Here is a 25,690-nt window from a genome sequence, read left to right as displayed (position 1 = left end):
TCTTCTGCCTCACCACCGGGACAGAAAAGAAAGTTTTTTTGTACAACAATGATGAAAAACGGTAACCGCTCCGCAGCAAACCGCCTTTACAAAATAAGCAGGAGCGGCTTTTTTATATGATCCGTTTCTGATCCACCCTGCCCCTTCCGTCAGCTCCGCTGACACCTTCCCTGTGTCCGGGGACGGCTTTTCTGTATGAGTCATTTCCTTATTTTAGGGTTTAACTCATGTAAAAACTATGAATTCTTTCTTCCTTATTCGTTCGCTGCCCCCGCTCCGGGGGAAGTGCCGGGCCTTGCGAGGCGATAGGGGCAATTTGGCGTACACAGGTTAGAATATTTAAATCTTGTATCCTTTGCCTAGATTCTTCACTTCGTTCAAGAATGACAGGCAAGTATTTATACTGTTCTGTAAGAAACTATTTTTTCGTTTTTGCTCACACTTGCCCCTTCTGTCAACCTGTCGGTTGACACCTTAGCCAAGGCAAAGCGTCTCACACACTTTTGCAGCGTCGCTCCGCTCCTCGAAAAGTGGTTCGCTTGCTTCCCGACAAGCGGGGACGGCTTTTATTTTGCATTTTTCTTTTTATTTCTTATCAGTCGGAACTGCTTTTTTTATATGAGTTACTTCAATATTTTTTGTTTTCACTCATAAAATAAAAAGCACGGAACCTTTTTCTGTTCCGTGCTTTTTTGTTGCTCTTATTTTTTATTAAATAGCGGATCTTCCTCGTCAATTACGGGAATTCCTTTGTTTCGTAAGGCTTCCGCCAAAATTCCGATCCCTTTGATTTTTCGTCCCGTGAACGTGCCGTCATAGATTTCATGCACGCCGCAGGTTGGACTCCGTGACTTCAGTACAGCCAGCGCCACCGGCGTATCCCCGATTTCTTCCAATACCTTTTCCACGCCTTTTCTGTATTTTTTGTCCACATCTTTTCCGTGACAGTCCGTGACTTTTCCGTCGACAATTTCTACAGGCGGACGCGGACAAGGCATACCTGCCTCTATTTCCGGACAGACGGGAATCACTTCTTTTCCGCGGCAAAAATCGACAACTTCCTGCCGGTAATTATCGCCGCCGTTATATTTACACCGCTTGCCCAGTAAACAGGCACTCACTATGATTTTCATATGTTCCTCCCTTATCTGACTCCAGTATAGCAGAATTGCATTTTGACCTGTAGTCATGTATCATTATATATATACATTTTATTCTAAATTTATTATTTACCGTTTTATAAAAATTTTTTCACTCCTAACCATTTTCATTTAGCAGTGATTAGTGATAAAATAGTTACCGAGAAGAATACATGTTTCTTACTTCTTTGATTGCACCTGTGTGTATAATCAAAAGCTAAAGAGATGTCTTCCTCTCTTCTTTGCGTATTCAAATACAGAAAGGGGTTTCATGTTTTTCGTTAAACCGCTGGGAGCGGTCCTCGCTCTCGCTTTATGTCTGCCTGTCACAGGACTTGCCGGGACACCGGAAAGAACGGCCGGCATGACATCTTCTGTAGGAAACCGGGAGGAAGAATTTCATTATTCTTCTTTGTCTGCTTATGGAGAACCGGGGTATTCCCAATCTTCCACTTTATTTTTCAATGACGGATTCGAAAGACTGACCATTTTTGAGATGGAGCATCATGACGGACAGATGATCATCACAATCCGTCGGAATATGAACATTTTATGGAAGGGTACCTATTCCGTAAAATCTCCTTATTTTTCCGTACAACGCCATGACATCCTCGGGCATATCACCTTTGAAATTACCGCCGGTGAGCATATTCTCTACGGCGAAATTGATGAGAATGACCGCTGGGATATTAAGGAAAAATCAAGGAAACAGAGTGAAAAAGTACCTCTTCCTCTTTCAGAGCCGTCTTTAGCGGATAACCGACGGTAATCGGCCGATCGGTCTGTTTCTGTGCATAATGCCGGTGACTGCGAATTTCCATGTTTTACGTTTTACAGCCAGGTGATATTCATGAAAAAACAAATCCATTTACACCCGAAGGACCTTGAAAAAAGCGACCAGATGGGTCTGACCTACAACCTGGGCCGGGCACACAAGCGGATGCTTCTGAAGCAAACGAACATTATGAAAAAGTACGGTCTTACTGCCAGACAGGCACTGATCATTGCTTATTTATCGACTCACAAAAAAGAAGTGGTCACCCAGAAAGTGCTGGAGGACCATCTTCATCTGACCAATCCGACCATTACGGTCATGATTAAAAAAGGGCTGATCAGAAAAGAGCGTCTTCCTGAAGATGCAAGAAAATACCGGCTCTTCCTCACCGACAGGGCAAGAGAAGTGGAAGAAGTCAGTCACAAAGAAGCCGTTGCCTTGGATCAGCGTTTCTACGCCGGTGTTTCCGACACGGACATGAAAATATTCCAAGGTGTGTTGAACAAAATTCTGAAAAATCTGGATATGGCATAAAAAATCACGCCGCTCTCAAAAAAGGGCGGCGTTTTTGTATGCACTTTTACAGCGGGTAGCAAAGTAAATATAAATGTTCTTCCTTAGCGTCAGCTATTCCTGAAAAAAAGCAAATGCACACAGGTCGAATCACTTTTTCGTGCCTGCTCCAACTTGCCCCTTCCGTCAACCTGTCAGTTGACACCTTCCCCGACAAGCGGGGACGGCTTACGGTTCGTATTCTTTTCTTTTTAGGCAATAAATCATTTACTGTCATACCGAAACCCAAAGCACCCCTGCCGTCATTCTTGAGCGGTGGAAGTATGCGGATGAGCAGAACGGAACCACAGCGTGATGAGTGATCGCGAAGAATCCGGCATAGGATAATCGCAAAAAGTGTATTTAACACCCGTATTCTTTGCCCAGATTCTTCACTCTGAGTCGATTTCCTTTTATTACATTACGGTCATAGCGGTTTTTACTATCGTTCGAGAATGACAGGCAGATATTTACTACTGTTCTGTAAGAAACTCTTTTACATGTCTGCTCACCCTTGCCCCTTCTGTCAGCTCCGCTGACACCTTCCCCGACAAGCGGGGACGGCTTTTTAATGTGAATCATTTAATTATTTTTGCTTTTTCTTATATAAAAAACATAAATTCTTTTTTCCGTAGTCGTTCGCTTCCCCCGAACACGGAGGGAAGTGCCGAGCCTTGCGAGGCGATAGGGGCAAGTCTGCGTACACAGGTTAAAACATTTAAATCTTGTTTCCTCTGCCCGGATTCTTACCGCTCTCGTTAGTCGGGTATGGCGTTTCACTCATTTTTACAGCGTCGCTCCGCTCCCCGGAAAATGGTTCACTTGCCATCACTTCGTTCGAGAATGACAGGCAAGTATTTACTGTTGCTTTGTAAGAAACTGTTTTTCATATCGGCTCACACTCGCCCCTTCTGTCAGCTCCGCTGACACCTTCCCCGACAAGCGGGGACGGCTTACGGTTCGTGTTCTTTCCTTTATTTTCCATCATGCGGGGACGGCATGGATTATCGTCAAAATCGCATTTAAATAATAAAAACTATAATTTTTTCTTCCTTAGTGTCAGCTTCCCCCGAACTCGGTGGCAAGTGCCGAGCCTGCGAGGCGATAGGGGCAAGTCTGCGTACACAGGTTAGAATATGTAATACTTACAACCTCTGCCAGATTCTTACCGCTCTCGTTGGTCGGGTATGGCGTTTCACTCACTTTTACAGCGTCGCTTTGCTCCCCGGAAAATGGTTCACTTGCCATCACTCTACCCCATACTTTTTTATTTCTCTATTCCCGACCGCTTTTTACCGCCGTTCAAGAATGACAGGCAAGTATTTAATACCACTTTAGTAGAAACTGTTTTTCCATTTTTTGCTCATACTTGCCCCTTCCGACGGCTACCGCCGCCACCTTCCCCGACGAGCGGGGACGGCTTACGATTTGCATTCTTTCTTTTTGATACAACAGTGAAGAATTCCTTGGAAACGTAATTAACCCCTGCCGTCATTCTTGAGCGGTGATAAGCATGCGGATGAGCAGAACGGAACCACAGCGTGATGAGTGATAGCGAAGAATCCGGCATAGGATAATCGCAAAAAGTATATTTAACACTCGTATTCTTTGCCCGGATTCTTACCGCTCCCGTTGGTCGGGTATGGCTTTTTGATGTGAGTCATTTCCTTATTTTTTTGTTTTTACCTGCTATTTCTTTCCCGGTGTATTATTTCCCTTGCCTGTAGTACTATATAGTAAATAGATACATACAGGGATATTTTTATTTTTCAAGGAGATTGTATGAGAAAAACTAAAATTATCTGCACCATCGGTCCCCGCCAGGACGATTATGAAATCATGAAAAAAAATGGCTCTCCAGATGGACGTCGCCCGTTTCAATTTTTCCCACGGTACCCGGGAGAGCCACAAGGAAAAACTTGTCATGCTCCGGAAAGCAGCTCTTGAAGCAGGCCGTCCCATCGCCGCTATGCTGGATACGAAAGGGCCGGAGATACGGACCGGTTTGCTGAAGGACCACCGTCCCCTGCTTCTTCAAAAAGGCGGCTCCCTTGTACTCACTGCCGATGCGGAAAATGCGGCGGATAAAGTTTTTATCAACTACCCCGCCATCCTCAAAGATATCCGCCCGGGGCATCATATCCTCATCGATGACGGGCTGATTGACCTTGTCGTGAAAGACGTGAACGGCTGTGACATTTTGTGCGAAGTCATCAGCGGCGGCGAGCTGGGCGAGCAAAAAGGCGTGAACATACCGGATATTCCCGTCCGTCTTCCGGCGCTTACGGAAAAAGACAAAGAGGATATTCTTTTTGCCATAGAAAATGATTTCGACTTTATCGCCGCCTCTTTCGTCCGCGATGCTTCCTGCATTGAAGAAATCCGCCGGATTCTTTCGGAAAAAAACTCAAAAATCAAAATTATTGCCAAAATCGAATCCCAAGAAGGAGTAAAAAACTTCCATGAAATCGTCGTTGCCGCTGACGGTATCATGATTGCCCGCGGAGATTTGGGGGTCGAAGTGAATCCGAAAATGCTCCCCCGTCTCCAGAAAGACATGATTAAGAAATGTAATTATGAGGGAAAGATTGTCATCACCGCCACGCAGATTTCGGGAAATACGGCTCTTCTCCTCTCGAAGTACCGCCCCGATGTAGATATTTTTGCTCTGTCGCCCGATGAAATCACGGTCCGCCAAATGATGCTCTTCTGGGGAGTCCGCCCGCTTTTGGCACCCCGTTACGAATCGACAGACATCATATTTGAGAAATCCATAGAAAAATTGCAAAAAAGAAGGCTATATCAAGAAAAATAGATCTTTGTGTCATCACCGCCGGTATTTTCTCGGGAAATCTGAAAAAAAGAAAATACCGCCGCCACAAATATCATGCGCATCATGGAAGTATAATTTCATCAGAACAATCAAAAACCCTTATGACCGCCATCACCGCCATAAGGGTTTTCTTTATTTTTATTTCTTTTCCAACTTTCCGCCGTAAACGGGGAAACGTCCGAACTCACCGTAGTCTTTTATTTTTTCCAAATGTATCAGCAGGTCCATATCCTCTTTTGAAATCGTGAAATCAATTTCTGCATTTTCTTTCATCCGCAAAGGCGATGTCGTCTTCGGAAGAACCACCGTATCCAGCTGCCAGTCGTAACGGATACAGAGCTGTGCCACCGTCACTTTGTACTTTTCCGCCATTTCGCAAAGTACCTTGTTCTTCAGCGCCTCTCCGTGGGCAATCGGCGAATATGCTTCCACCACAATATCTTGTTTCTTGCAGAAATCAATGAGTGCGAGCGGTGTATTTCCCGCATGACAGAGAATCTGATTCACCATCGGCTTGATACGGGCGGTTTCCAAAATATTTTCCAAATCCTTCTCCAGGAAATTGGAAACACCGATGGCTTTCACTTTTCCGCTCTCGTACGCCTCTTCCAACGCCCGCCAGACTTCCCTGTTTTCCTTCTCGTAACGGTATTCCGATTGGTTCACTTCCGTCCACGGCTGGGGCGAATGGATAATCATCAAATCCAGATAAGAAAGCCCCATTTTTTCCAGCGTTCCGTCAATAGATTCCATGGCCGCTTCATAGCTTTTATGCTCTGCCGCCACTTTCGAGGTGACAAAAATTTCCTCCCGTCCGAGACCGCAGGAAAGAAGACCTTCCCCGACACCCCGCTCATTTCTGTACGTCTGGGCGGTATCGATATGGCGGTACCCGATTTTAACCGCCGACCGCACCGCCTCAGCGGCCTCGCCGTCTTTAATAAACCAGGTTCCCAGTCCCAGCTTGGGAATCTTTTTTCCGTTATGCAAAGATAATATTTCATCAAATATCATAGTATCCCTCCTTAGTTCTATTGTATAAAAAAGAAATACCCGAGGCAAATGTCCATAAAAAAACCACCCTCACGAGTGGCTTTTTCATTCTTTCATTTATGCTTTTTTCATAGCTTCCAGTTGCGCCAGAATTTCACGAATCTGTTCTTTCTGTGCTGCCAATTCTTCGTCCTGCCGTCTGATAATTTCATCCTGCCGGCTGATACGCTGTGCCAGTTGCGCTTTGGAAACGCCTGCATACGGGGAGGTTCCCTCTCCGACTTTGAAGGAAACACCGGCATTGATCATGTTTTCTCCACCGCCGAAAGAACCGCCGATGCTGACCATTTGGTTTTCATTAGGACGATAGAACGCGCCGATAGCCAAGGCATTGGATCCTTTGTAGTGACCGTAACCGGCAGCAAAGTTCCACTTATCTTCCGGATCGAAATCAAGCGGATGGAGTGCGGCAAGAGCAGCCGAACCTGCGCCCACCTTGTTCACACGGCTGTCCAATTCTCCCATGCCGTTTACTAAAGCACCGATCTCTCCTGCATTTGCTTGAACCTGTTTGTCCATGGCAGTCAGATTTTCACCAACTGTTTTATCTTTCTTGACATAGGCTCCGTCTTCTGCCACGGCTGAATCTGTACCCAATTTACCCATTCCGTTTACCAGGTCACTGATTCCCTTATCCAAGGCGGTCAAGTTTTGGCCTGCCGTATTATCTTTCTTGATGTAGTTTCCGTCATTGGCAACTCTTGTTTCGTTGTAAACGGTGCCGCCCGTGACAATGCCCTTATCGTCTTTCGCGACCTTGCCGTCCGTCTTGACGTTCAGTTTGTAGTTGGTACTTCCATCCGCGTTTTTATTTGTATCGTCTACGGTTACGGTGTCACTGTTCGCAATGGTATTTCTCGTGTCCGTCACGTTACCGACAAAATCGGCAAGGTTGACATCATAGGTTTGGTTGTCATTTCTCGTGAATGTGATTTTCTTATTCGCCGCGTCATACGTGCCGCCGGTCGTGTAAGTATTGGTAGCCGAAATTTTGTAGCTGCCTTTCGCGCTTCCCGCTTCGACTTTGATATTGTCGCCCGCTTCGATAGTGGTCTTGGCCGCCGCGATTTCCTGTACCGCTTTCAGCTGCGCGAAGTTCACCGCGTCGGTATCTTTTGTGCCGGCGGCTACGTTGGTAATGACGTTTTTGCCTGCGTCAATACCATCAGTGGTGACCGACGGACCGCCTTGCACGGTCAAACCGTCCTTATTGATCGTCGTGTTTCCGGCTTTGATGCTTCCGTTTTGGCCCAGGTCGATATTCTCGGCAAGACTTACTTTGTAGTTTTTACCACCCCCGTTATTGGTTCCTTCTTCCGTAACGGAAATATTGGTTCCTGCTGCGACCGAGGTGTGTTTTTGTGCTTCCGCGCCCGTTTGGGGGATTTTGCTTTCTACCGCTTTCAGCTGATAGACATTCACCGCATCCGTATCTTTTGTTCCTGCCGCTACATTGATAATCTGGCGGGTAATGCCCTCTTTTTCATTGCCGACGGATACGGCACCTCCGGTGGACATAAGTTTGCCGAAAATCTGTCCGTACCGGGCATTCAGATCATTAATCGTCTTAAAGTCCGGTCTCATTGCCACATCTGTCTCTTGACGATGATCACTTGCTTTTTTCCATGCATCGTATTTTTCTGTAATGGCTTTTTTGTTTTCCTCGGTCGAATTTTCAGCATACGCAATGCGAGCTTCATTGATTTCTCTAAAGGCCTTCCGCTCCGCGTCTATAGCAGCATGCCATGCTTTGGCTCTAGTATAAGCATCTTTATTCTTTTCCACATCGTCTTTCCAGCTCTTGTATTCTTCCGCTTTTCCCAGGTACGTTGCCACTTCTTCTGCCGTCTGTCCTACGGCTCCCGGCATATAACCGACAACACCTGCCCCGCGTGAGGAAACACTGCTTTCGCCAAGTGCCACGCCTGTACTTGCATGCACTTCTGCATATCTGCCGATCGCGACGCCGCCCAAAGCACTTCCTTTTGCTGCACGTCCTATAGCAATGACGGCATCTGCATCACCATGAGTGCCGAAACCGATTCCGATGCTGTCCGTGTACATGGCAGAACTTTGATGTCCCAGAGCAACAGCATTTTCTCCCATAGACTTATTTCCTGCCCCGATTGCGATGCCTTCATATACGATATTTTTCGAACCCATAGCGAGGATGCCCGAAGTGCCCATGACTGTATTATTGGTTCCTACAAGCGTTGCTCCGTATGCATATTCAAGATCAGGTTTCAATCCGTACGCTTTGTTTTGATTTCCTACGAGGACCGTTTCGTATCCTTCATTTGTATTACTCGTACCGACCGATAAACTGTCTCTGAATTTCGTTGTCGACCCCGGTCCTATGGCGACAGAGTTTTCCCCTTTGGCACCTTTACCATCATTATTGATCTGATCCTTTGACTTCACGGAGAAATAAGGAATGGCGGGATCGCCCGCTGCATCGACAACGGTGCAAGAAATACTGAGCGCTGTCAATACGGCAGCGCACAAAGCGACAGACTTTTTACCTTTACTAATCATTAAAATGTCTCCCTTCTATAATACGGCCGGACAATCGGTTTTCTCAAAATGCGGAAAGCAAAAGAATCATGCGGAAGTGCCGCTTTCTCCATTTTTCAACCCAGTCCGGCAAAATAAAGACTGGTTCATAAGAGCTTTTAGAAATATTTTATTGTAAATAAAATTTAGGCAGATTTTTGTATCAATATTACCTTTCATTTAAGATTATACTCCCCCCCCAAATGATGTTGGCAACCGCTTTTTTGTGTCTGTCGCTTCTGAATTTTTTACTTTTTCTTCCTCGATGCATAATAAAATACCTGCTCCATACAAAAGGAACAGGTATTTTATTTACTTCCTATTTTTTAAAGAACTTTATCGTATGATATCTCTGCTTTTCTTATGCTTTCTTTTTAGAATGCAAAACGGGCAGAAAGCATAAATGTTCTCGGCATGGAAAGACCGAATGTGGTAGAGCTTCCTCTTCCCATCCAGTAGTCTTTATTTGTCAGGTTATAGCACATAGCGGTGAGCGATACGGGAACGCTTCCGAGCTGTGTCCTGTATTTCACACCTAAGTCAAATGTGGTGTAAGACGGAATCTTTGTTGCCTTGGATGGTATATGGATATTCGGAAAAAGTGGAGTTTTCTGTTGTTTTCTCGACTTTCCCGGTTATTCCCTTAAACAAATATATCAGAAATCTTCAAAGGCGGCGATAAGTTCTTTTGTATATGCCTGTTTCGGATTTTTATATAAGACTTCGGTTTTCTCCATTTCTATGAGGCGTCCCGCTTTTAATATCCCTATGCGGTCGGCACAGGAATGGAGCAGGTCCAGGTCATGGGAAATGAAGAGGTAGGAAATATTTTGTTCTTTTTGTATTTCTTTTAATATATCGATAATTTGTGCCTGCACGGATACATCAAGCATAGACGTCGGTTCGTCAAGAATCAGAAGCCGCGGTTTCAGAAACAGCAGGCGGGCAAGGCATATTCTTTGCACTTCGCCGCCGGATAACTGGTGCGGTCTCCGGTCCAGCAATTCTTCCCGCAATTGGAACCGTTCCATGACTTTCGGAATTTCCTTTTCATAGTCTACGGATATTCCCTGTATCCTTGACGGTTCTTTCATCGATTCGATGATTTTCATTCTCGGATTCAATGAGGCCAGAGGATTTTGGAAAAGCATTTGTATTTCCCTGTTCTTCCCCGCTTTATTGGTGATATCTTTTCCGTCAAAGAAAAGTTTCCCTTTTTGTATCTGTATAAGCCCCATGATGATTCTTGAAATCGTCGATTTCCCGGCGCCGCTGGCTCCCGTAAGTCCGACGGTTTCACCCGCTTCTATGGTGAAGGATATGTCATGAAGAATTTCTTTTTTCTCTTTATGTATCCATCCCGTTTCAAATTCTTTACAGATGTGTTCTGCAGAAAGGAGTGTCATCGGTCCGCCTCCTTTATTTTCGAATGCCTGTTTCTGTCAGGAGCGGCGGCAAAGAGTTTTTTGGTATAGTCATGGTCCGGATTTTGAAATATGTCCGCCGTTTTCCCGAATTCCACTAAATCTCCTTTATAAATAATCGCCGTGCGGTCCGATATCCGTTCCGCCAGACGCAGGTCGTGGGTAATCAGAATAATTCCGATTCCTTGTTTTTTCAACTGCCGGAATGCTTCTGCCACTTGTTCCCGTACAAAAGCATCCAAACCTTTTGTCGGTTCGTCGGCAATCAGCCATTCCGGATGCGGCAGTGTCATCATCGCTGTCATGACACGCTGTGCCATACCGCCGGAAAGTTGGTACGGGTAGTTATCCCAGATATCTTCCGCCTCTTTGAGTCCGTATTTCTGCAGTTGGCGGATTCCGTTTTCCTTTTCTTCTTCTTCTTTTTTCTTTCTGTGGAAACAGATGCCTTCAAGGACCTGTTTTCCGATTTTCATAAGAGGATTCATGGCGGCTACGGGATCCTGGGCAATCCAGCCTATTCTGTCTCCCCTCACTTTGTTCATTTCTTTTTCCGGCAGACGGAGCAGATTTGTTTCTCCCAGATAAATCTCGCCCTCTATGACCGCCGAATCGTCAAGCAGCCTTATAACGGCACTTCCGAGAATGGATTTACCGCTTCCCGACTCGCCGATAACGGCTGTGATTTCTCCCTGTTTGAGCGTAAGGCTCACCGGATTCAGTACACGTCTCTGTTCTTTCCCTTCAGGAAAGGAGACGGATAGATTTTTGATTTCTATGTCCATGTCATTTCTCCTTTTCAAAGGGGGATTTTTTGATTTGCAAAAAGTCTCGCAGAGCGTCCCCGATAAGATTGATGGAAAGGCAGAAGAGAGTGATTCCGATGCCCGGTGCCATAATCATGAGGGGATAAGAACGGAAATAGGTACGGGCATCGCTGATCATGACGCCCCAGTCTGCAGTGGGCGGAGATACACCGAGTCCGAGGTACGACAGAGCCGCCGCTGAAAGAAGTGATGTTCCCGTCCGGAGTGTAAAGAGGACAATAATCACGGGCAGAAGATTGGGAAGTACATATTTCGTAAGAATATACCAATGCCCCGCTCCGAGACTCCGTATACCCTCCATATACGTTTCTCCTTTTATACGCCGCACTTCATTACGGACAATACGGGAGAATCCTGTCCACGAGGTCAGGGTCAGGGCAATAATGATACGTGCATTATTTTCGGGAAGAATCGCTGCAATCGCTATCATAAGGCTCGTTCCGGGGAGTCCCTGGAAAACGGCAACCAAAGACTGGATGGCTTTATCGATAAATCCGCCGAAATATCCGCCTGCCATACCGAGCGTAAGTCCCACAAGCATGGTACAAAGTGCCGCACAGAAAGCAAAAGCAACTGACGAGCGTGCACCGTAAATCGTCCGGGAAAGGATATCTCTTCCCAAAGCATCTGTGCCGAGCCAGTGGGCCGGCGAGCTGTATTCCAATATTTCGTCCATCGATACGGCAGAAGGATCATAAGGAGCTATCCACGGTGCAAAGACGGCGGCCGCCACGATAACGGTAACGGTCAAGGCGGCAAAGCCGTAAAGGATATGGAGATACGTTGTTTTCCGTTTCATCCGTTTTCTCCTTTCCGTACCAACGGGTTCAGAAGATAGCAAATGATATCCACTGCATAGTTAAATACGATAAAGACGGTACCGCTGACAATGACATAGCCTTGAATGACGGGATAATCTCTTCCCCATATCGCCGCGAGAACGTAACTTCCCAGTCCGGGAATGGAAAACATGTCTTCAATAATGACGGACCCGCCGAGAACGGAACCGAAGTACGTTCCCAGAAGAGTGATGACGGGAATTAAGGAGTTCGGCAATACATGGCGTTTCATGATGAGGGACAGCGGAATTCCTTTCGCTTTTTCCGTCAGGATAAATTCTTTTTCCATCACTTCAAGCATGGTCGTCTGCTGAAGACGCATCACCGCCGCCATCGTTCCCAAAGCGAGGACGAAAGAGGGCATAATCATCTGCCGTATCGTCCCGTATCCGCTGGACGGAAGAATCTGTAAATGTTCCGAGAAAAGAAGCATGCAAAGAATGGCCATCCAGAAAGACGGAATGGAAATACAAAGAAGCGACAGGATACGGAGTCCGAATTCGGAAACGCTGTCTTTTTTCCGTGCCGCCCATACGCCGAGAGGAACGCCGAGACAAATAACCCAGCCGATAGCACAAACGGCAAGGTGGAGCGTGACGGGGAATCGTCTCAAGATTTCATTCAGAACAGGTTTTTGCGTCAGGTAGGAATTTCCGAGATCCCCCTGTACCGCATGAAACAGCCAACTTCCGTACTGTATCCACAAAGGACGGTCAAGTCCCATCGTATGGCGCATAGCCGCCAATTCTTCCATAGTCGGCTCACTCGCCCCGTCCATGGTAAGAACGGCCAGTGCGGGATCGCCGGGGGAAAGTATCCCCAAAAGAAAAGATAAAATCGTAATGCCTATCAAAAAAGGAATGAGCAGTAAAAGCCTATGTCCCGCATAGGAAAGAAACGCTTTCATGTGTCCTCCTTTTTCCAATAGACTTTATCGAGAGTAATTCCGTATACGGCCGCATCATAGCCGCCCAGCGCATTGGAAGATACGGCGATATTTTCATCTTCCATGAGCGGAATCATGCCGGGCGGATGAAGAAGAAGCTGGTCCAGAATTTCCGTATAAATCGCTCTTCTCTCCTCTACATCGTACGTGGTTTTCAGCCGTTCGAAACAGTCATCGACCACAGCATTTTCATAACCGATATGATTGGCTTTATTCGTCGCCCCGTCAGAAGCAAAATATTCCGACAAAAGCGAGGTAGGATCCAGATTTCCCAAACCTCTTGTGCCGATAGACATATCATAATCGCCGCTTCTCATTAATTTTTTAGAGGTCATACTGTCTACCATGACGATTTTCGCATCAAGTCCCAAAGGTCTTAATTCCGCTTGGATAAATTCAGAAATAATCTTATACGGATACCGTGCCATACCGTATTGGGGAAGTAAAAATTTCACAGTCGCCCGCTTATCCCCCAGCACTTCCCGGGCAAGCTCTTTCGCCTTCACCGGGTCATACACGGGTTTTTCGATATGCCCGAAAGGATTCGTACTGTTCAGGAAGCTCCGGGTAGGTACGGCAAATCCGCGGAAATAATGATTAACGATTTTTTCTCTGTCAACTGCCAAGTCGATGGCCCGTCTCATTCTTTCATCCTGGAAAGGAAACCGGTCTCCGTTCAATGTCAGGTAGTGGGAAATCGTCGAATGTGCAGAATTGACGGAAAAACGCCCGTCCCGTTCCAGCTCCTCTGCCATAATGGGAGCGAGTCCGCCTAAGTCGAGAACGCCTTGTATTTCCCCTGATTTCATCGCCGAATACCTTGTATCGGGAGAAGGAATGGTCCGTATCCGGATTCGTTTCGCCTTTGCTTTTTCACCGTGATAACCGTCAAATCTTTCGAGAACGGCATAAGAATCGGGTACTCTTTCTATAATCTGAAACGGCCCCGTTCCTTTGGCAATTCCTGTCCAATCCCCGGTTTCACTGTTGAAACATTTCGGACTGAACATCGCACTCCCCCAGCCGGCCATACGGTAAATGAGCATAGGCACAGGGTGCTTGAACCGCAGACGGAGAGAGTCATTTCCCACCGCCTCCGCGGCTTCCAAGCCGGGATAGATACGGTCAATCAAAAAACCGTAAAAAGTAGACGGACGATATCCCATATTTTGATAGCGTTTGAAATTCTCTACCGCCGCAGGCGCGTCAAAAGGCTCTCCGTCCTGGAAAAGGACGTTCCGTTTCAAATGAAATATCCATTCCGTTTTATTCTCGTTGCTTTCCCATGATTCCGCCAGAAAGGGAACAGCCTCCCCATCATTGGAAATACTGACCAGCGGCTCCCATACCTTGAGTATCGTCGTCGCATAGTACGGGTCTTTATTGCCCGGCACGAGATCTCTGGCAGCGGCAAGAACGATTTCCGCCTCGCCCTTTCGTTCCTGCGTCTTACACCCTTGCAAGACACCGCAAAAACAAAGGAGAAGCACACTTAACAGAAAAACAGTAAATTTTCTCATACATACCCTTTCTGTCATTTTTTATAAGAAACAGCCATGGTTTCCCGCCACTGCCTGATTTCAATACCCTTCTCCGAAGGTGTGGCAAGCCGGAGCAGTTTTTCCCGTAATTCAATCAGATTCATAATCGTACCTCCGTTACATAAATTTCTTTTCCAAAGACAATCTGCGCATTAAAACATCCACCGGGTGTCCCTGCTCTTTCGGCTTATATTTTTCTGCCAGCTTGTTCCAAAGTCTGCAGTTGACTATGTTTTCGGAATACAGCATGGCAGACGGCGCTGTTGCTGATTCCCGTTTTAACACTTCATCGGCGAAACCAAGTTCCATCGCCTTATTGGCATCCATCCATGTTTCCGCATCCATGAGTCTCGCAATTTTCGTCCGGCCAAGGTTAGTTTTCATTTCATAGGCATTGATGATGCTTTCCTTGATTTCAGAAAGCATGGCAATGGCTTTTTCCATCTCTGCCGTATCCCCTGCCGCCATAGTCATGGGATTATGGATCATCAGCATCGACACCGGAGACATCATCACCTTCGTGCCGGCCATAGCAATGACGGACGCCGCGGATGCCGCAATGCCGTCAATTTTGACCGTGACATTGCCCTTGTAGGAAAGGAGCATATTGTAAATCTGCGCGGCTGCAATGCAATCCCCACCGGGGCTGTTGATCCAGACAGTGATATCTCCGTTTCCGCTTTCCAGTTCATTTTTGAACTGCCGAGGCGTCACCTCATCGTCAAACCATGATTCTTCCGCAATCACTCCCGACAGCGTGAGCATCCTCTCCGCGGTCTTCTCATTCTTCGCCGTCCAGTTCCAAAACTTCTTCACTCCCTTTTTTCTCCTTTCTTACATCATAAGCGGCTCCTGCATTTTGCAGCGGTGTCATGGAGCCGTTGACCAGATACAGATCGCCGCCTTCTTTCGAAGAAATCCTGTCCATATTCTCCAATTCACGGATATCGTTGGCACTCATCCAGCCGTTCTGCCTTGCGGTCGCATAGCCGTTCATACGGCTTTCGTAATCACCGCGCAGCAGTCCGTCCAGATTGAACTTGATAAGATACCGCCCGCGCTCGCTCACGGAAAGCAGACATCTTGCAAGCGACTGCTCCCAGCGCGATACCCATGGCCCAACGGTGTACTTTACAAATTCCAGGCTCTGCTGTTCAATGTTGGAAAAACTCGATCGATCCAAATCACCGATCATATGAGGCGGTATGCGGAAAATACGGGCAATTTCGTCAATCTGAAACTTCCTGGTTTCCAGAAACTGCGCTTCATTGGGCGACATGGAAATCGGCGTGTACTTCATGCCTTCTTCCAGCACTGCCACCTTATTGGCATTGCCGCTGCCGCCAAACGTCGCATTCCAGCTTTCCCGCACCCTTGCCGGATCTTTCAAAATTCCCGGATGTTCAAGCACGCCCCCCGGCGCCGCGCCGTTAGCAAAAAACTTTGCGCCGAACTCTTCGCAGGCCATAGACATACCGATGGCGTTCTTCGCCATGGCGATGGGAGAATACCCCACCAGTCCGTCAAAGCCGAGTCCCGGAATATGCAGCACTTCTATGGGTGACAGCTTTACGGTCTCACAATCCCGCTTCCCCGCCTCATCGCCGTAACGTGTATATTCGTAGTATAGCCTGCCATTTTCATCACGGTTTACCTTCATACGGTTCGGCATCAAGGGATAGATAGCCGTTACCTCACCCCTGCCATTACGGATAATCTGAGCATAGGCGTTTCCCCACAGCAGCAGATGCGTCATGAGCGTTTCCCGAAACACAAAACTCGTCATCTCCGGGTTCGGTTCATCATGCAAAAGAAAAAACAACGGGTGCTCCGCTGCTTTTTCTTTGCCTCCTTTGCTGTTGTACTGATATAGATGGAGAGGAATCCCCGCGATAGACTCTGCGAGTATACGCACACAGGCGTATACAGCCGTCATCTGCATGGCGCTCCGCTCCGTCACAAGTTTCCCTGCGCTGCTTCCGCCCATGTAAAAGGCGTATCTCGATCCGGCCGTGCTGTCGGCAGGCTTATCCCTTGACCGAAATAACCCACTGAATATTCCCATATCTCATCACGCTCCTTCCTGTTTGACGCATGAAAAAAGCACCTGCCTGTGTAATCAGGCAGATGCTTTCTCTTATATCGATTTCCTCTCCCTTAAAACATCCATAATATTAAGGGAAAGTTATTCTTCTTAAGGGAATGCTACTTTGTTCTGTAGTAGCAGGTGCTTTTGCCGCTTCCCTCGCGTCTCAGTTCGCCGGAAGCCACCAGCTTGCGCAGCGCTCCCTCTACGGAACTGACGCTGAGAGACGGACAAAGTTCCCGAATATCCTGTTTGGTAAAACGACCTATCTTGTTTTGCGCTGCAAGCCGCACTATATCCAGTGCGGATCGTTTGGTTTCCACAAGGGAGAAGCGGTCCTCAAAATCCCTGTAGGCCGCAAGGATCGTTCCAAGAAGGTATTTGATAAACGGGACAGGATCATCTGCTCCCTCATGCCAACCATCCTGTGACGCAGACAGCGCATCATAATATAAATCCTTATTCTTAGCGATCTTCGCTTCCAAAGAAATATATTTTCCGACATAGAATCCGCTTCTGTATAAAAGGAGCGTTGTAAGCAATCTGCTCATACGCCCGTTTCCGTCATTAAACGGATGGATACAAAGAAAATCGTGTATAAAAACAGGAATCGCAATCAGCGGTTCAAGTTCCATATTCCCGATAACACGGTTGTATTCCTCGCACAGCTTGTCCAGCGCAGCCGGCGTCTCGAAAGGCGCAACCGGAGTAAAGAGCGTTTCCCTATGCCCGTCCGGATAAGTCGCACTGATATAGTTCTGTACTGTTTTCGTCCTTCCTGCCACGGGATTATTCATGTGGCTATAGAGGATTTTGTGCAGTTGAAGAATATAGTTCTGTGTAATAGGGATTGCATCAAAGCTCTCGTGAATGATACCCAGCACATCCCTGTAACCTGCGATTTCCTGCTCATCCCGGTTCCTTGGTATTGTTTTCTCTTCAACAAGCTGTCTGATGCGTGTGTTCGTGGTAACAATCCCTTCGATGGCATTTGATGCCTCGGTACTCTGCACCTTGGCTATCTCCACCAATTTCTCAAGTTCCTCCGGTCTCTGTTTCAGATACATCTCCTGTTTTCCGGCCTCTTTGTATATGGCGGCGATAAGCCCCAGCAGATCGGAATCCCACTTTTTATCCCGAATCAATGAGTAGTTGAACACTCTCATTTCCTTACCTCCCATCTTTTACCCTTAAATTTTAGTATATTATAAGGTAAAAATCAAGATATTAAGGGAATAAACCCTTAATATTCCTTTCCATTTAAGGTCAAATATGTAGAGGTCATATGAATAAAATACCGCGGCTGTCGTAGACCGAGGCAGTATTGTCATTTCCGCAGCGTATTGCGCGGTCAAGAGCCATGATGGTCGCAATTGCCCCGTCAATCTTTTCCGTGGATTTTTCCTTATCGGCTTTAATATTCCCAGCCGGGTCGGTGCGGATGAAGATGTTGTCCATATTCCACCGAAGGACAGGGTGTCCGCCGTGGGCGATGCGTCCTTCCAATGTAAGCTTCATGAATTCTTTGGTTGGAGGACTCATATCCTTGAACCCTTGTCCAAATGGAACAACGGTAAAGCCCATTCCCTCGAGGTTCTGCACCATCTGCACCGCGCCCCAGCGGTCAAAGGCAATCTCCCGTATATTAAACCTTGTGCCAAGCTCTTCGATAAATTTCTCAATAAAGCCGTAATGAACAACATTTCCCTCCGTGGTCATAAGCAAGCCCTGACGCTCCCACAGGTCGTAGGGAACATGATCGCGCTTTACCCGAAGGTCAAGAGTATCCTCCGGCACCCAGAAGTACGGCAGGATACTGTATTTGTCCTCCTCATCCTGCGGAGGGAACACCAGCACAAACGCCGTGATGTCCGTGGTACTTGAAAGGTCAAGCCCGCCGTAACAGATTCGCCCTTCCAGATCGTCCTCGCTCACAGCGAAGGAACAGGCATCCCACCTGTCCATCGGCATCCATCTGACGGATTGTTTCACCCACTGGTTAAGACGCAGCTGCCTGAAAGCGTTCTCCTCGCCGGGATTCTGCTTTGCGGAGTCGCAGGCAGCTTTTACCTTGTCAATGCCAACCGTGATACCGAGCGAGGGATTTGCCTTTTTCCACACGGCGGGATCAGTCCAGTCCTCCGACTCGTCCGCACCATAAATAACAGGATAGAAGGTCGAATCGATTTTCCTTCCGCTCATGATGTCGAGAGCCTTCTCATGCTGTTCATAGCAGATGGAATGCGTATCATTGCCTGCCGTGGTAATGAGGAAGAACAGCGGCTGCATCCTCGCATCGCCGGAGCCCTTGGTCATGACGTCAAACAGCTTTCTGTTCGGCTGGGTATGCAGTTCATCGAAGATAACGCCGTGGGTATTAAAGCCGTGCTTGTTCGCCACATCCGCCGAAAGCACCTGGTAAAAGCTGTGCGTGGGCAGATATTCGAGCCGTTTCTGCGATGCGAGTATCTTCACGCGCTTGGAAAGCGCAGGACAGAACCGCACCATATCCACAGCGACATCGAAAACAATCTTTGCCTGGTTCCTGTCCGCGGCGCAACCGTAGACCTCGGCTCGTTCCTCGCCATCGCCGCAGGTGAGCAGGAGCGCCATAGCCGCCGCAAGTTCCGACTTGCCTTGCTTTTTCGGAATCTCAATATATGCGGTACTGAACTGCCTGTAGCCGTTTTTCTTTATCACACCGAACAGGTCGCGGATTATCTGCTCCTGCCAGTCGATAAGCTCGAAGGGCTTTCCCGCCCATGTGCCTTTGGTATGGCACAGCTGCTCGATGAACATCACGGCATAATCAGCGAGGTTCTTGTCATAGCGGGAGGTATCCGCCATGAACTTGGTAGGCTTATATTTCTTCAGTTTCCGTACTGCCAACGGCGTCTCCTCCTTCCGAAAATGGAATAAAAACAGCAGCATCTCTGCGACTTTCTAAAATCTGTCTGTACGAGAGACAGAGCCTTGCGGCCCGTCCCTTTTGCTGTTTTTTCTCTGTGTCTTACTGCTGCATCGCCCAGGCGATTGCGTGGCCTTCATCCTCAAACTCGACCTCGCTGACCGCCGCCAGTCCGATGGTGCTTTCGCAAGTCTTCCTGCCGTCTTCGAGGTACTCGTAAACCGCTCCGAAATAGGAAGGCTTGTTCTGCCCATTGTAGTAGTACCCGGCAAGCAGCACCTTATCTCCGAAGTTCAGCATCTTGCTTCGGCGGCATTCCATGTCCTCCGGCGTGGTGGGATTCGACAGCCTGTATTTTCTCATTCCTTCGTTGATTGTCATCATCGTATCCTCCGTTTCTTTCGGCATGTACATATATCACTCTGAACGGAGGTACCAGCAAGCCTTTTCTGTAGTTTTTCAAAGAAATATGCAGAATTATTCCTCGCCGGTGAGGATGAATCGGATGTATTCCTTTCGGTTTTCCTCAAGGTAATTTACCAGTTCATAGAAACCCATTTCATAAGCAATCCGCTGAACAGCATTCACATCAAACATATTGGTAAGCGCGGTATCTCGCACGGCAAGAATCTGCTTCCTTATTTTCATATCCATCAGTCGCACCTCCTGCATAAATCCTCGCCGTAAGCGATGGATAGCCCGCAGCCGTTATCCCAGCGAACCATAATGGAGCCTATATCATCCACGCCGATAACCGTGCCTTTGGTTCCAATCGGCGGAGCCTGCACATCCTCCATCCGTACCAGTTCCACCCGTGTTCCTGCAGGATACTCCCTGCGGATGCGGTCGACCGTTTCCTTATTCGGAAATCTCATGGTCAGCGTCTCCGTTCTTGAATGCCGAAGACCCTGTGAGGTTCTTCAGCAGGATTTTCCGCTCGGCCTTGTACTCCGCACCGATGAATCCCAGCCGCAGGAGGAAACAGCGGAATGCGTACTTCTCGTTGTCCACATCCTTTTCCGCGGCGGTCACTCGCTTGGCATTTCTGCTCATCTCGCAGAGTGCGGCAATGAAATGCGTGCAGGCTTTCACCGAATCCGCATCCGGCAGTTCCGCAAACCAGGGGAAGGAAACCCTGTCCTCTTTGACCTCGATTCGGAGGTCCTCGATGCCGAGAGCCTTTCGGATGAGCGTTCCCTTGGCATCCAACAGCTTGGTGAGGTTGCCCACCGAAACCTTATCGAGCGAAATCTCCACCGTAAGGTCTCCTGTTTCGCCCTGTGGCGCATTTTCTTCGGCTTCGAATACTTTCTCAACCTCCGCATCCGCGCCGTCCTGCGGCTCACAGTCGAAGCCTGCGGCGGCGATGGCTTCAATCACCTGCTCGATCTCCTCGCTGTCGGCACGGTCGTCAAATTCGAGTGTACCGTCCTTGGTGACCGTAAAGTAATCGATTTCGTAATTGCAGGTCGGCATGAATTTGTATTCCGCCTTCGCTCCCGTGGTGTCGGAGATGACCTTGACCAGTTTCTTGCGCCGTGCGCCTGTGACGTTGTACTTTACTTGCATTGCGTTTACCTCCGCTTTCGCTTGATTTTCTGTGCCTTGTGGCTGTTATATACATCACTCTAAAGCCCTAAAATAGCAAGCGAATAACGGGATTTTCTTTGTAGAATTATCGCCAGAATATCAGACTCGGAACTGTGAGTAGTACACAATGCCTGACAGCACGAAAACAGCGCACGGGAGTGCGATACCGTTGCCCCACATCTTATATTCGGCGGAGTCCGTATGCGGATCGGAGAGCCACTTGATTATCTGCTTGTCCGTTTTCGGTTTGGATGCGCCGGACACGACATTCCTGTGCGTTTCAAAAACATCCCTCCAGGAAGCAAGCTCCTCATCGGTCGGATCATCCGTTCCGAGGTCAGCGCACCACCAGTCCGGGAATCCCTGCAGCCTTGCACACTCGGTGGGAGTGAGCCTTCGTACGATGTAATACGGCTCCTCGATTACGGTCGGCGGATCTTTGTAATCCGTAGCGACCAGCGTATTCGCCACATCTTCCTCAGTCTCTGTGTGGTAGGAATTCTTGCTCGTGGTATAGACGGGATGAGCGACAGCGCCGGGACCTTTTGCCACCATAGTCGGCTCGACCTCTTCCTCGATGGCAAGACCGAACCGCGCGTTCTGTCCCATGTTGTATGTCGCACGGTCTATGCCGTAAGCCACACCATGCTGTTCCGTAGCGTTTAAGGTATAGCTGACGTTCTCTTCAGAATAGCCGCTGCCCTTGTGGGAAGGTCTTGTGCCGTTTCCCTCGATGGCAACCACGGCAATGCCGCCCTGGTTGCATCCGGGATCTGCGCACCTTGTATCGAGCGTCCGAGAGGTTTCAGCCTCGTAAATCCCTGCGTGAGGATTATCTGAAAGCATCGCATGGCTTTTATCCGAACTGATGCCGTAGGCTTTGACCTCCACCACGGCCACGCCCCCTTGGTTGGAATTGGGAGCGTTGCCGCCTGTGTCGATGGTTCTTGCCGTATCGGTCTCATAGCAATTTTGCCTTGCATTCCGTGTGGCTTCGGATGTGAAACGCACATCGTAGGTTTTCGGCTTCTGCACTACAAGCGGCTGGTTGTTGCCGCCTGTTCCGAAGGTAGCAAGGACGGTCTGCGATTTATCAAGCGGTCCCGTGTATCTCGTGTCCTGCGAGTGATTCTCAAACATCAGCGCCGCAGGAACGATGCCGGCACGGAGTGTAGGGGATTTTTCTTCCTCATAGCCGATAGAACGGCTCTTTTCAGAGTGTTCCGTACAGAACCCCGCCGAACCCATGACCACAGGCGGATGATGCGCCTCTGCTCGTAACGTTCCCGTCACATCCTCAGTGATATCCATACGCTGCCCGCCTTGGTCATTCAGGCAAATACCGCCTGCCTCTCCAATGCCACCTTCAGCACCTCCGGCAGTTCCTTGCCACGCTTTGAAGCCCTCGAAAGGATGCCCTGACAGGCCTTCGGACTCAAATAATATCTTTCCGGCACACAGTCCATCAAAATCTGCGACAAGGTAGATGCGTTTTCTTCTCTGGGGAACTCCCCAGTATTGAGCATCAAATACCCTCCATGCGACTGAGAAACCGTCTGCCAGGACAAGTCCTGCGTTCGGCCATTTGTCATATCGAGGAATATCAGCTTTGTTTTCTTTGACCGAGCAGACCGCTTCGAGGACTGCTCTGAAATCCTCGCCCTTGTTTGAGGAGAATGCGCCTGTGACGTTCTCCCAGATGATGTATTTCGGATATTCGCCATTGGTAGCCTCCCTCATTTCTTTGACGATCCTGATTGCCTCATAAAAAAGAGAAGACCGACAACCTCTCAGACCTTCCCGTTTGCCCGCTATGCTCATGTCCTGGCAAGGCGAGCCGAATGTGATAATGTCAACCGGCTCTATTTTGCCGCCGTCCATCTTTGATACGTCGCCGTAGCGCTTTACCTGCGGAAAACGCTTTGTGGTTACCCTGATTGGGAAAGGCTCTACCTCTGAAGCCCACACGGGCACCACTCCGGAGATAAGCCCCGCAAGCGGAAATCCCCCGCTTCCATCAAAGAGGGAGCCGAGTTTCATTTTACTCTCCATCCGGCGCCTCCAGTTCCGCATAGTTGTATGTCTTGCCGTCCCTCTCTACGGAAACCTTGTCCGCGGAGCCGACCTGCTCGATATACCTCTTCACGATGACATCGCAGTATTTCTCATCCAGTTCTATGGTGGCGCAGTTCCTGTCCGTCTGTTCGCAGGCAATCAGCGTGGAACCGCTGCCGCCGAACGGATCGAGTACGAGTGTGTTGCTCATGGATGAATTCTGAATCGGATATGCCAAAAGCGGTATGGGCTTCATGGTCGGATGATCCGTATTCTTTTTTGTTTTCTCAAACTCCCATATCGTGGTCTGCTTGCGGTCGGAGTACCATTGGTGCCTGCCTTTTTTCTTCCAGCCGAAAAGGCAAGGCTCGTGCTGCCATTGGTAAGGGGAGCGTCCAAGTACAAGACTCGGTTTCTTCCAGATACAACAGCCGGAGAGATAAAATCCCGCGTCCGAGAATGCCTTTCTGAAATTCAGACCTTCTGTATCCGCATGGAACACATAGATGGACACATCGTCCGCCATGACCTTTTCAATTTTGGAAAAGGCATCGAAGAGGAACTGATAGAACTTCTCGTCAGCCAGGTTGTCATTCTTGATTTTTCCGGCAGCCCCTTCGTAGTCCACATTGTAGGGAGGATCGGTAACCACGAGGTTTGCTTTTCGTCCCTGCATGAGCGTATCAAAGGTTTCCGCTTTCGTGGAGTCGCCGCAGACCAGTCTGTGCCGTCCGAGCGTCCACACATCGCCGCTCTTGGAGAAAGTTGGCTTTTCCAGTTCCTCATCTACATCGAAATCGTCCTCCTGCACATCGGAATCGTCTCCAAACAGGCCGGCAATCTCCACCTCGTCAAAGCCCGTGAGGGAAAGGTCAAAAGCCTCTGCCTGCAGAGCTTCGATCTCAACTCGCAGAAGTTCTTCGTCCCAGCCGGCGTCCATCGCCATACGGTTGTCGGCAATGATGTAGGCTTTCTTCTGCGCCTCGGTAAGATAATCCACAAGCACACAGGGTACTTCCTTGATCCCCTCCTCCTTGGCGGCGAAGATGCGGCCGTGACCTGCGATAACATTGAAATCCCTGTCGATAATCACAGGATTGATGAATCCGAACTCCCGCAAAGAAGCCCGGAGTTTATTGATCTGCTCCGAGCTGTGCGTTCTTGCGTTATTGATATAGGGTATCAGCCTGTCAATCGGTACAAGCTGCATTTCGGTTGTCGTTTTCATCGTATCAGCCCCCATTCCGCAAACTTCTCAAAACCGCCGAGACCTGAGATGTATTTCCTTGCGGTCTCCACGATCTCCGAATACGGAGTGCCGCCCACGGTGTCATCACCGATGGAACAGGAAAGCTCCACAACCGTTCCCGTTTCCTGTGCTTTGAGCCATGCCCAAATGTTCACGGACACATCAGCCTTGGACAGGTCTTTGCCGTGCAGGCCGCCGCCCGTGACGGAATCGCCCATATCAGAACCGAGTTTTCTGTTGGTGGCGCCCGAGTCCACATCCGTGCCGCCCGTCCAGTTGCCGAGGGGATTGACTACGGCTTTTTTATATGTTTTCTTTAACTGCTGCGTTTCGGCTTTGCTCTGGCAGATAGTCAGGTTATCGCCGTCAAGAATATACTTACCGTCATACGGATGCTTCCCGTAAATGTCGGCGGCAATCCCTGTCAGCTTTTTCTGTTCCTCCGTCACAGGCACGCCTTTGAAGATGCCGTTGTCTCCACAGCGGAAACCGTCATCCTGGTTTCGGGAGAGGTGGCCGTCCTGCGGAACTTCCTGAACGCTGATTTTTACATTTCCCACGATTCGCTGAACGATAGATGTAATATCGCCCTTCGGAATATGCACGGAAGTTTCCGTGATAATGTGACACATTCCATGACCGAGCAGGACTTCCACGGCAATCTTCGGATTTTCTTCTTTTCTGTATGCGGTATCCACGATTGCCCCGGCGATACGGTCGGCAAGTTTATCCGGATGCGCAGGATTCACTTTCTCAAACATCGTTCATTCCCTTTCTGGCTCTTAGGAGCCGTTCCATCACATCGTCCTGCGGATTCGTTCCGCCGAACTCCGTGGAGCAGTTTTCTTTGACTATCTGGAATATCTCGTTCCACAGGCGGTTCGCCTGGTTCATGTAATTTATCCCGATATTGATAAACGGCGAGGTGATAGGCTTGCCTGTAGTCGGATGCTTGGATAGGTATCCGAGTTTGGTGGTCATCTCCTCGCACTGAATCCACCGTGCAGAACACATGGCATAGCGTTCGAGCAGTTGCGGCGATACGGCTTTTGCTACACCGAGATCATCAAGCCACTCCCAAGTTTCCCTGTATATCTCCGCAGCGGAGAGCGTGGAGCCGTCATGCTGTCGAGCCGATAAGAACTCGTGAGGCTCCGGCATATCCTCGCCCTGCGTGTCCAGAATGTTCAGCACCTCAAGCTTTCTGCCGCCGGGATTCCCGTTTTCCTGTTTCTCACGGACGGCGGTTTTCTTACGGCCCGCGCCCGGACGCTTGCCGCCTCTGCCGCCCGTATTGTTTGATTTTGTCGGCACCGTTCT

The 25,690-nt window shown here is 48.7% G+C and carries 23 protein-coding genes; 3 read left to right on the top strand and 20 right to left on the bottom strand.

Annotation, left to right across the window (positions count from 1 at the left end; genetic code table 11):
- Positions 1-701: 701 nt before the first annotated feature.
- Positions 702-1,133 carry a DUF523 domain-containing protein gene (locus tag HMPREF1250_RS09820; RefSeq protein ID WP_023054423.1) on the bottom strand — a complete coding sequence of 144 codons (432 nt, stop codon included), beginning with the start codon at positions 1,131-1,133 and terminating at the stop codon, positions 702-704.
- 277 nt (positions 1,134-1,410) lie between these two features.
- On the opposite strand from HMPREF1250_RS09820, the gene HMPREF1250_RS09815 reads away from it, so the two are divergent.
- The 3 genes from HMPREF1250_RS09815 to pyk all read left to right on the top strand — a co-directional run bounded on the left by HMPREF1250_RS09815 (position 1,411) and on the right by pyk (position 5,281).
- Positions 1,411-1,908: a hypothetical protein gene (locus HMPREF1250_RS09815; protein ID WP_023054463.1), complete on the top strand. Its 498-nt coding sequence runs from the start codon at positions 1,411-1,413 to the stop codon at positions 1,906-1,908.
- Positions 1,909-1,989: 81 nt separating this feature from the next.
- Positions 1,990-2,448, top strand: coding sequence for a MarR family winged helix-turn-helix transcriptional regulator (locus HMPREF1250_RS09810; RefSeq protein WP_036243213.1), 459 nt, complete (start codon positions 1,990-1,992; stop codon positions 2,446-2,448).
- A gap of 1,867 nt (positions 2,449-4,315) precedes the next feature.
- Positions 4,316-5,281, top strand: a complete 966-nt coding sequence (gene pyk / locus HMPREF1250_RS09805; RefSeq protein WP_023054487.1) for a pyruvate kinase — start codon at positions 4,316-4,318, stop codon at positions 5,279-5,281.
- Positions 5,282-5,437: 156 nt separating this feature from the next.
- Here pyk and HMPREF1250_RS09800 read toward each other — a convergent pair whose 3' ends face one another.
- The 19 genes from HMPREF1250_RS09800 to HMPREF1250_RS09710 form a co-directional block, all read right to left on the bottom strand.
- Entirely contained in the window at positions 5,438-6,313 is an 876-nt protein-coding gene (locus HMPREF1250_RS09800) for an aldo/keto reductase (protein ID WP_023054436.1), read from the bottom strand.
- A gap of 96 nt (positions 6,314-6,409) precedes the next feature.
- Positions 6,410-8,887, bottom strand: a complete 2,478-nt coding sequence (locus HMPREF1250_RS09795; protein WP_023054503.1) for an autotransporter adhesin — start codon at positions 8,885-8,887, stop codon at positions 6,410-6,412.
- A gap of 674 nt (positions 8,888-9,561) precedes the next feature.
- Complete coding sequence (locus HMPREF1250_RS09790; protein WP_023054464.1) at positions 9,562-10,311, bottom strand: ABC transporter ATP-binding protein; 750 nt, start codon at positions 10,309-10,311, stop codon at positions 9,562-9,564.
- A complete protein-coding gene (locus tag HMPREF1250_RS09785) occupies positions 10,308-11,114 on the bottom strand; it encodes an ABC transporter ATP-binding protein (RefSeq protein ID WP_023054509.1) in 807 nt (268 codons plus the stop codon). Before HMPREF1250_RS09785 ends, HMPREF1250_RS09790 begins: the two co-directional genes overlap by 4 nt.
- Before the next feature lies 1 nt (position 11,115).
- Positions 11,116-11,955, bottom strand: coding sequence for an ABC transporter permease (locus HMPREF1250_RS09780; protein WP_023054467.1), 840 nt, complete (start codon positions 11,953-11,955; stop codon positions 11,116-11,118).
- A complete protein-coding gene (locus HMPREF1250_RS09775; protein ID WP_023054481.1) occupies positions 11,952-12,902 on the bottom strand; it encodes an ABC transporter permease in 951 nt (316 codons plus the stop codon). Before HMPREF1250_RS09775 ends, HMPREF1250_RS09780 begins: the two co-directional genes overlap by 4 nt.
- Positions 12,899-14,461 carry an ABC transporter substrate-binding protein gene (locus tag HMPREF1250_RS09770; RefSeq protein WP_023054489.1) on the bottom strand — a complete coding sequence of 521 codons (1,563 nt, stop codon included), beginning with the start codon at positions 14,459-14,461 and terminating at the stop codon, positions 12,899-12,901. The genes HMPREF1250_RS09775 and HMPREF1250_RS09770 overlap by 4 nt, the downstream gene beginning before the upstream one ends.
- Before the next feature lie 138 nt (positions 14,462-14,599).
- Entirely contained in the window at positions 14,600-15,298 is a 699-nt protein-coding gene (locus HMPREF1250_RS09765; protein ID WP_023054451.1) for a head maturation protease, ClpP-related, read from the bottom strand.
- Entirely contained in the window at positions 15,264-16,547 is a 1,284-nt protein-coding gene (locus HMPREF1250_RS09760; RefSeq protein WP_023054483.1) for a phage portal protein, read from the bottom strand. The genes HMPREF1250_RS09765 and HMPREF1250_RS09760 overlap by 35 nt, the downstream gene beginning before the upstream one ends.
- Before the next feature lie 140 nt (positions 16,548-16,687).
- On the bottom strand, positions 16,688-17,734 hold the full coding sequence (locus HMPREF1250_RS09755) for a Fic family protein (RefSeq protein ID WP_023054408.1): 1,047 nt from the start codon (positions 17,732-17,734) through the stop codon (positions 16,688-16,690).
- Positions 17,735-17,849: 115 nt separating this feature from the next.
- Entirely contained in the window at positions 17,850-19,415 is a 1,566-nt protein-coding gene (locus HMPREF1250_RS09750; RefSeq protein ID WP_196806875.1) for a terminase large subunit, read from the bottom strand.
- A gap of 163 nt (positions 19,416-19,578) precedes the next feature.
- Positions 19,579-19,860 carry a hypothetical protein gene (locus HMPREF1250_RS09745; RefSeq protein ID WP_225723632.1) on the bottom strand — a complete coding sequence of 94 codons (282 nt, stop codon included), beginning with the start codon at positions 19,858-19,860 and terminating at the stop codon, positions 19,579-19,581.
- Between the two features lie 93 nt (positions 19,861-19,953).
- The gene (locus HMPREF1250_RS09740) at positions 19,954-20,130 is read right to left on the bottom strand and encodes a DUF5049 domain-containing protein (protein WP_023054510.1); all 177 of its coding nucleotides are present in this window, start codon (positions 20,128-20,130) and stop codon (positions 19,954-19,956) included.
- Positions 20,130-20,351 carry a DUF4314 domain-containing protein gene (locus HMPREF1250_RS09735; protein WP_023054439.1) on the bottom strand — a complete coding sequence of 74 codons (222 nt, stop codon included), beginning with the start codon at positions 20,349-20,351 and terminating at the stop codon, positions 20,130-20,132. Before HMPREF1250_RS09735 ends, HMPREF1250_RS09740 begins: the two co-directional genes overlap by 1 nt.
- Positions 20,335-21,045 carry a hypothetical protein gene (locus HMPREF1250_RS09730; RefSeq protein WP_023054454.1) on the bottom strand — a complete coding sequence of 237 codons (711 nt, stop codon included), beginning with the start codon at positions 21,043-21,045 and terminating at the stop codon, positions 20,335-20,337. Before HMPREF1250_RS09730 ends, HMPREF1250_RS09735 begins: the two co-directional genes overlap by 17 nt.
- A 120-nt stretch (positions 21,046-21,165) precedes the next feature.
- Positions 21,166-23,118, bottom strand: coding sequence for a DNA cytosine methyltransferase (locus tag HMPREF1250_RS09725; RefSeq protein ID WP_023054387.1), 1,953 nt, complete (start codon positions 23,116-23,118; stop codon positions 21,166-21,168).
- A complete protein-coding gene (locus tag HMPREF1250_RS09720; RefSeq protein WP_036243208.1) occupies positions 23,108-24,349 on the bottom strand; it encodes a site-specific DNA-methyltransferase in 1,242 nt (413 codons plus the stop codon). Before HMPREF1250_RS09720 ends, HMPREF1250_RS09725 begins: the two co-directional genes overlap by 11 nt.
- Entirely contained in the window at positions 24,346-25,131 is a 786-nt protein-coding gene (locus HMPREF1250_RS09715; RefSeq protein WP_023054449.1) for an S-adenosylmethionine synthetase N-terminal domain-containing protein, read from the bottom strand. Before HMPREF1250_RS09715 ends, HMPREF1250_RS09720 begins: the two co-directional genes overlap by 4 nt.
- Positions 25,124-25,684, bottom strand: coding sequence for a P27 family phage terminase small subunit (locus HMPREF1250_RS09710; protein ID WP_023054508.1), 561 nt, complete (start codon positions 25,682-25,684; stop codon positions 25,124-25,126). Before HMPREF1250_RS09710 ends, HMPREF1250_RS09715 begins: the two co-directional genes overlap by 8 nt.
- Between the last annotated feature and the right edge of the window lie 6 nt (positions 25,685-25,690).

The organism is Megasphaera vaginalis (ex Srinivasan et al. 2021), from assembly GCF_000478965.1.
Taxonomy (GTDB): Bacteria; Bacillota; Negativicutes; order Veillonellales; family Megasphaeraceae; genus Megasphaera; species Megasphaera vaginalis.
The sequence above is the reverse complement of the archived record's forward strand: the minus strand, read 5'-3'. Positions and strand labels throughout refer to the sequence as shown.

Bases quoted from the DNA above. Each gene is read 5' to 3' on its own strand.
- HMPREF1250_RS09820 (WP_023054423.1), bottom strand. From the start codon at position 1,133: ATGAAAATCATAGTGAGTGCCTGTTTACTGGGCAAGCGGTGTAAATAT.
- HMPREF1250_RS09815 (WP_023054463.1), top strand. From the start codon at position 1,411: ATGTTTTTCGTTAAACCGCTGGGAGCGGTCCTCGCTCTCGCTTTATGT.
- HMPREF1250_RS09810 (WP_036243213.1), top strand. From the start codon at position 1,990: ATGAAAAAACAAATCCATTTACACCCGAAGGACCTTGAAAAAAGCGAC.
- pyk (WP_023054487.1), top strand. From the start codon at position 4,316: ATGGCTCTCCAGATGGACGTCGCCCGTTTCAATTTTTCCCACGGTACC.
- HMPREF1250_RS09800 (WP_023054436.1), bottom strand. From the start codon at position 6,313: ATGATATTTGATGAAATATTATCTTTGCATAACGGAAAAAAGATTCCC.
- HMPREF1250_RS09795 (WP_023054503.1), bottom strand. From the start codon at position 8,887: ATGATTAGTAAAGGTAAAAAGTCTGTCGCTTTGTGCGCTGCCGTATTG.
- HMPREF1250_RS09790 (WP_023054464.1), bottom strand. From the start codon at position 10,311: ATGACACTCCTTTCTGCAGAACACATCTGTAAAGAATTTGAAACGGGA.
- HMPREF1250_RS09785 (WP_023054509.1), bottom strand. From the start codon at position 11,114: ATGGACATAGAAATCAAAAATCTATCCGTCTCCTTTCCTGAAGGGAAA.
- HMPREF1250_RS09780 (WP_023054467.1), bottom strand. From the start codon at position 11,955: ATGAAACGGAAAACAACGTATCTCCATATCCTTTACGGCTTTGCCGCC.
- HMPREF1250_RS09775 (WP_023054481.1), bottom strand. From the start codon at position 12,902: ATGAAAGCGTTTCTTTCCTATGCGGGACATAGGCTTTTACTGCTCATT.
- HMPREF1250_RS09770 (WP_023054489.1), bottom strand. From the start codon at position 14,461: ATGAGAAAATTTACTGTTTTTCTGTTAAGTGTGCTTCTCCTTTGTTTT.
- HMPREF1250_RS09760 (WP_023054483.1), bottom strand. From the start codon at position 16,547: ATGGGAATATTCAGTGGGTTATTTCGGTCAAGGGATAAGCCTGCCGAC.
- HMPREF1250_RS09755 (WP_023054408.1), bottom strand. From the start codon at position 17,734: ATGAGAGTGTTCAACTACTCATTGATTCGGGATAAAAAGTGGGATTCC.
- HMPREF1250_RS09750 (WP_196806875.1), bottom strand. From the start codon at position 19,415: ATGGCGGATACCTCCCGCTATGACAAGAACCTCGCTGATTATGCCGTG.
- HMPREF1250_RS09745 (WP_225723632.1), bottom strand. From the start codon at position 19,860: ATGATGACAATCAACGAAGGAATGAGAAAATACAGGCTGTCGAATCCC.
- HMPREF1250_RS09740 (WP_023054510.1), bottom strand. From the start codon at position 20,130: ATGGATATGAAAATAAGGAAGCAGATTCTTGCCGTGCGAGATACCGCG.
- HMPREF1250_RS09735 (WP_023054439.1), bottom strand. From the start codon at position 20,351: ATGAGATTTCCGAATAAGGAAACGGTCGACCGCATCCGCAGGGAGTAT.
- HMPREF1250_RS09730 (WP_023054454.1), bottom strand. From the start codon at position 21,045: ATGCAAGTAAAGTACAACGTCACAGGCGCACGGCGCAAGAAACTGGTC.
- HMPREF1250_RS09725 (WP_023054387.1), bottom strand. From the start codon at position 23,118: ATGGAGAGTAAAATGAAACTCGGCTCCCTCTTTGATGGAAGCGGGGGA.
- HMPREF1250_RS09720 (WP_036243208.1), bottom strand. From the start codon at position 24,349: ATGAAAACGACAACCGAAATGCAGCTTGTACCGATTGACAGGCTGATA.
- HMPREF1250_RS09715 (WP_023054449.1), bottom strand. From the start codon at position 25,131: ATGTTTGAGAAAGTGAATCCTGCGCATCCGGATAAACTTGCCGACCGT.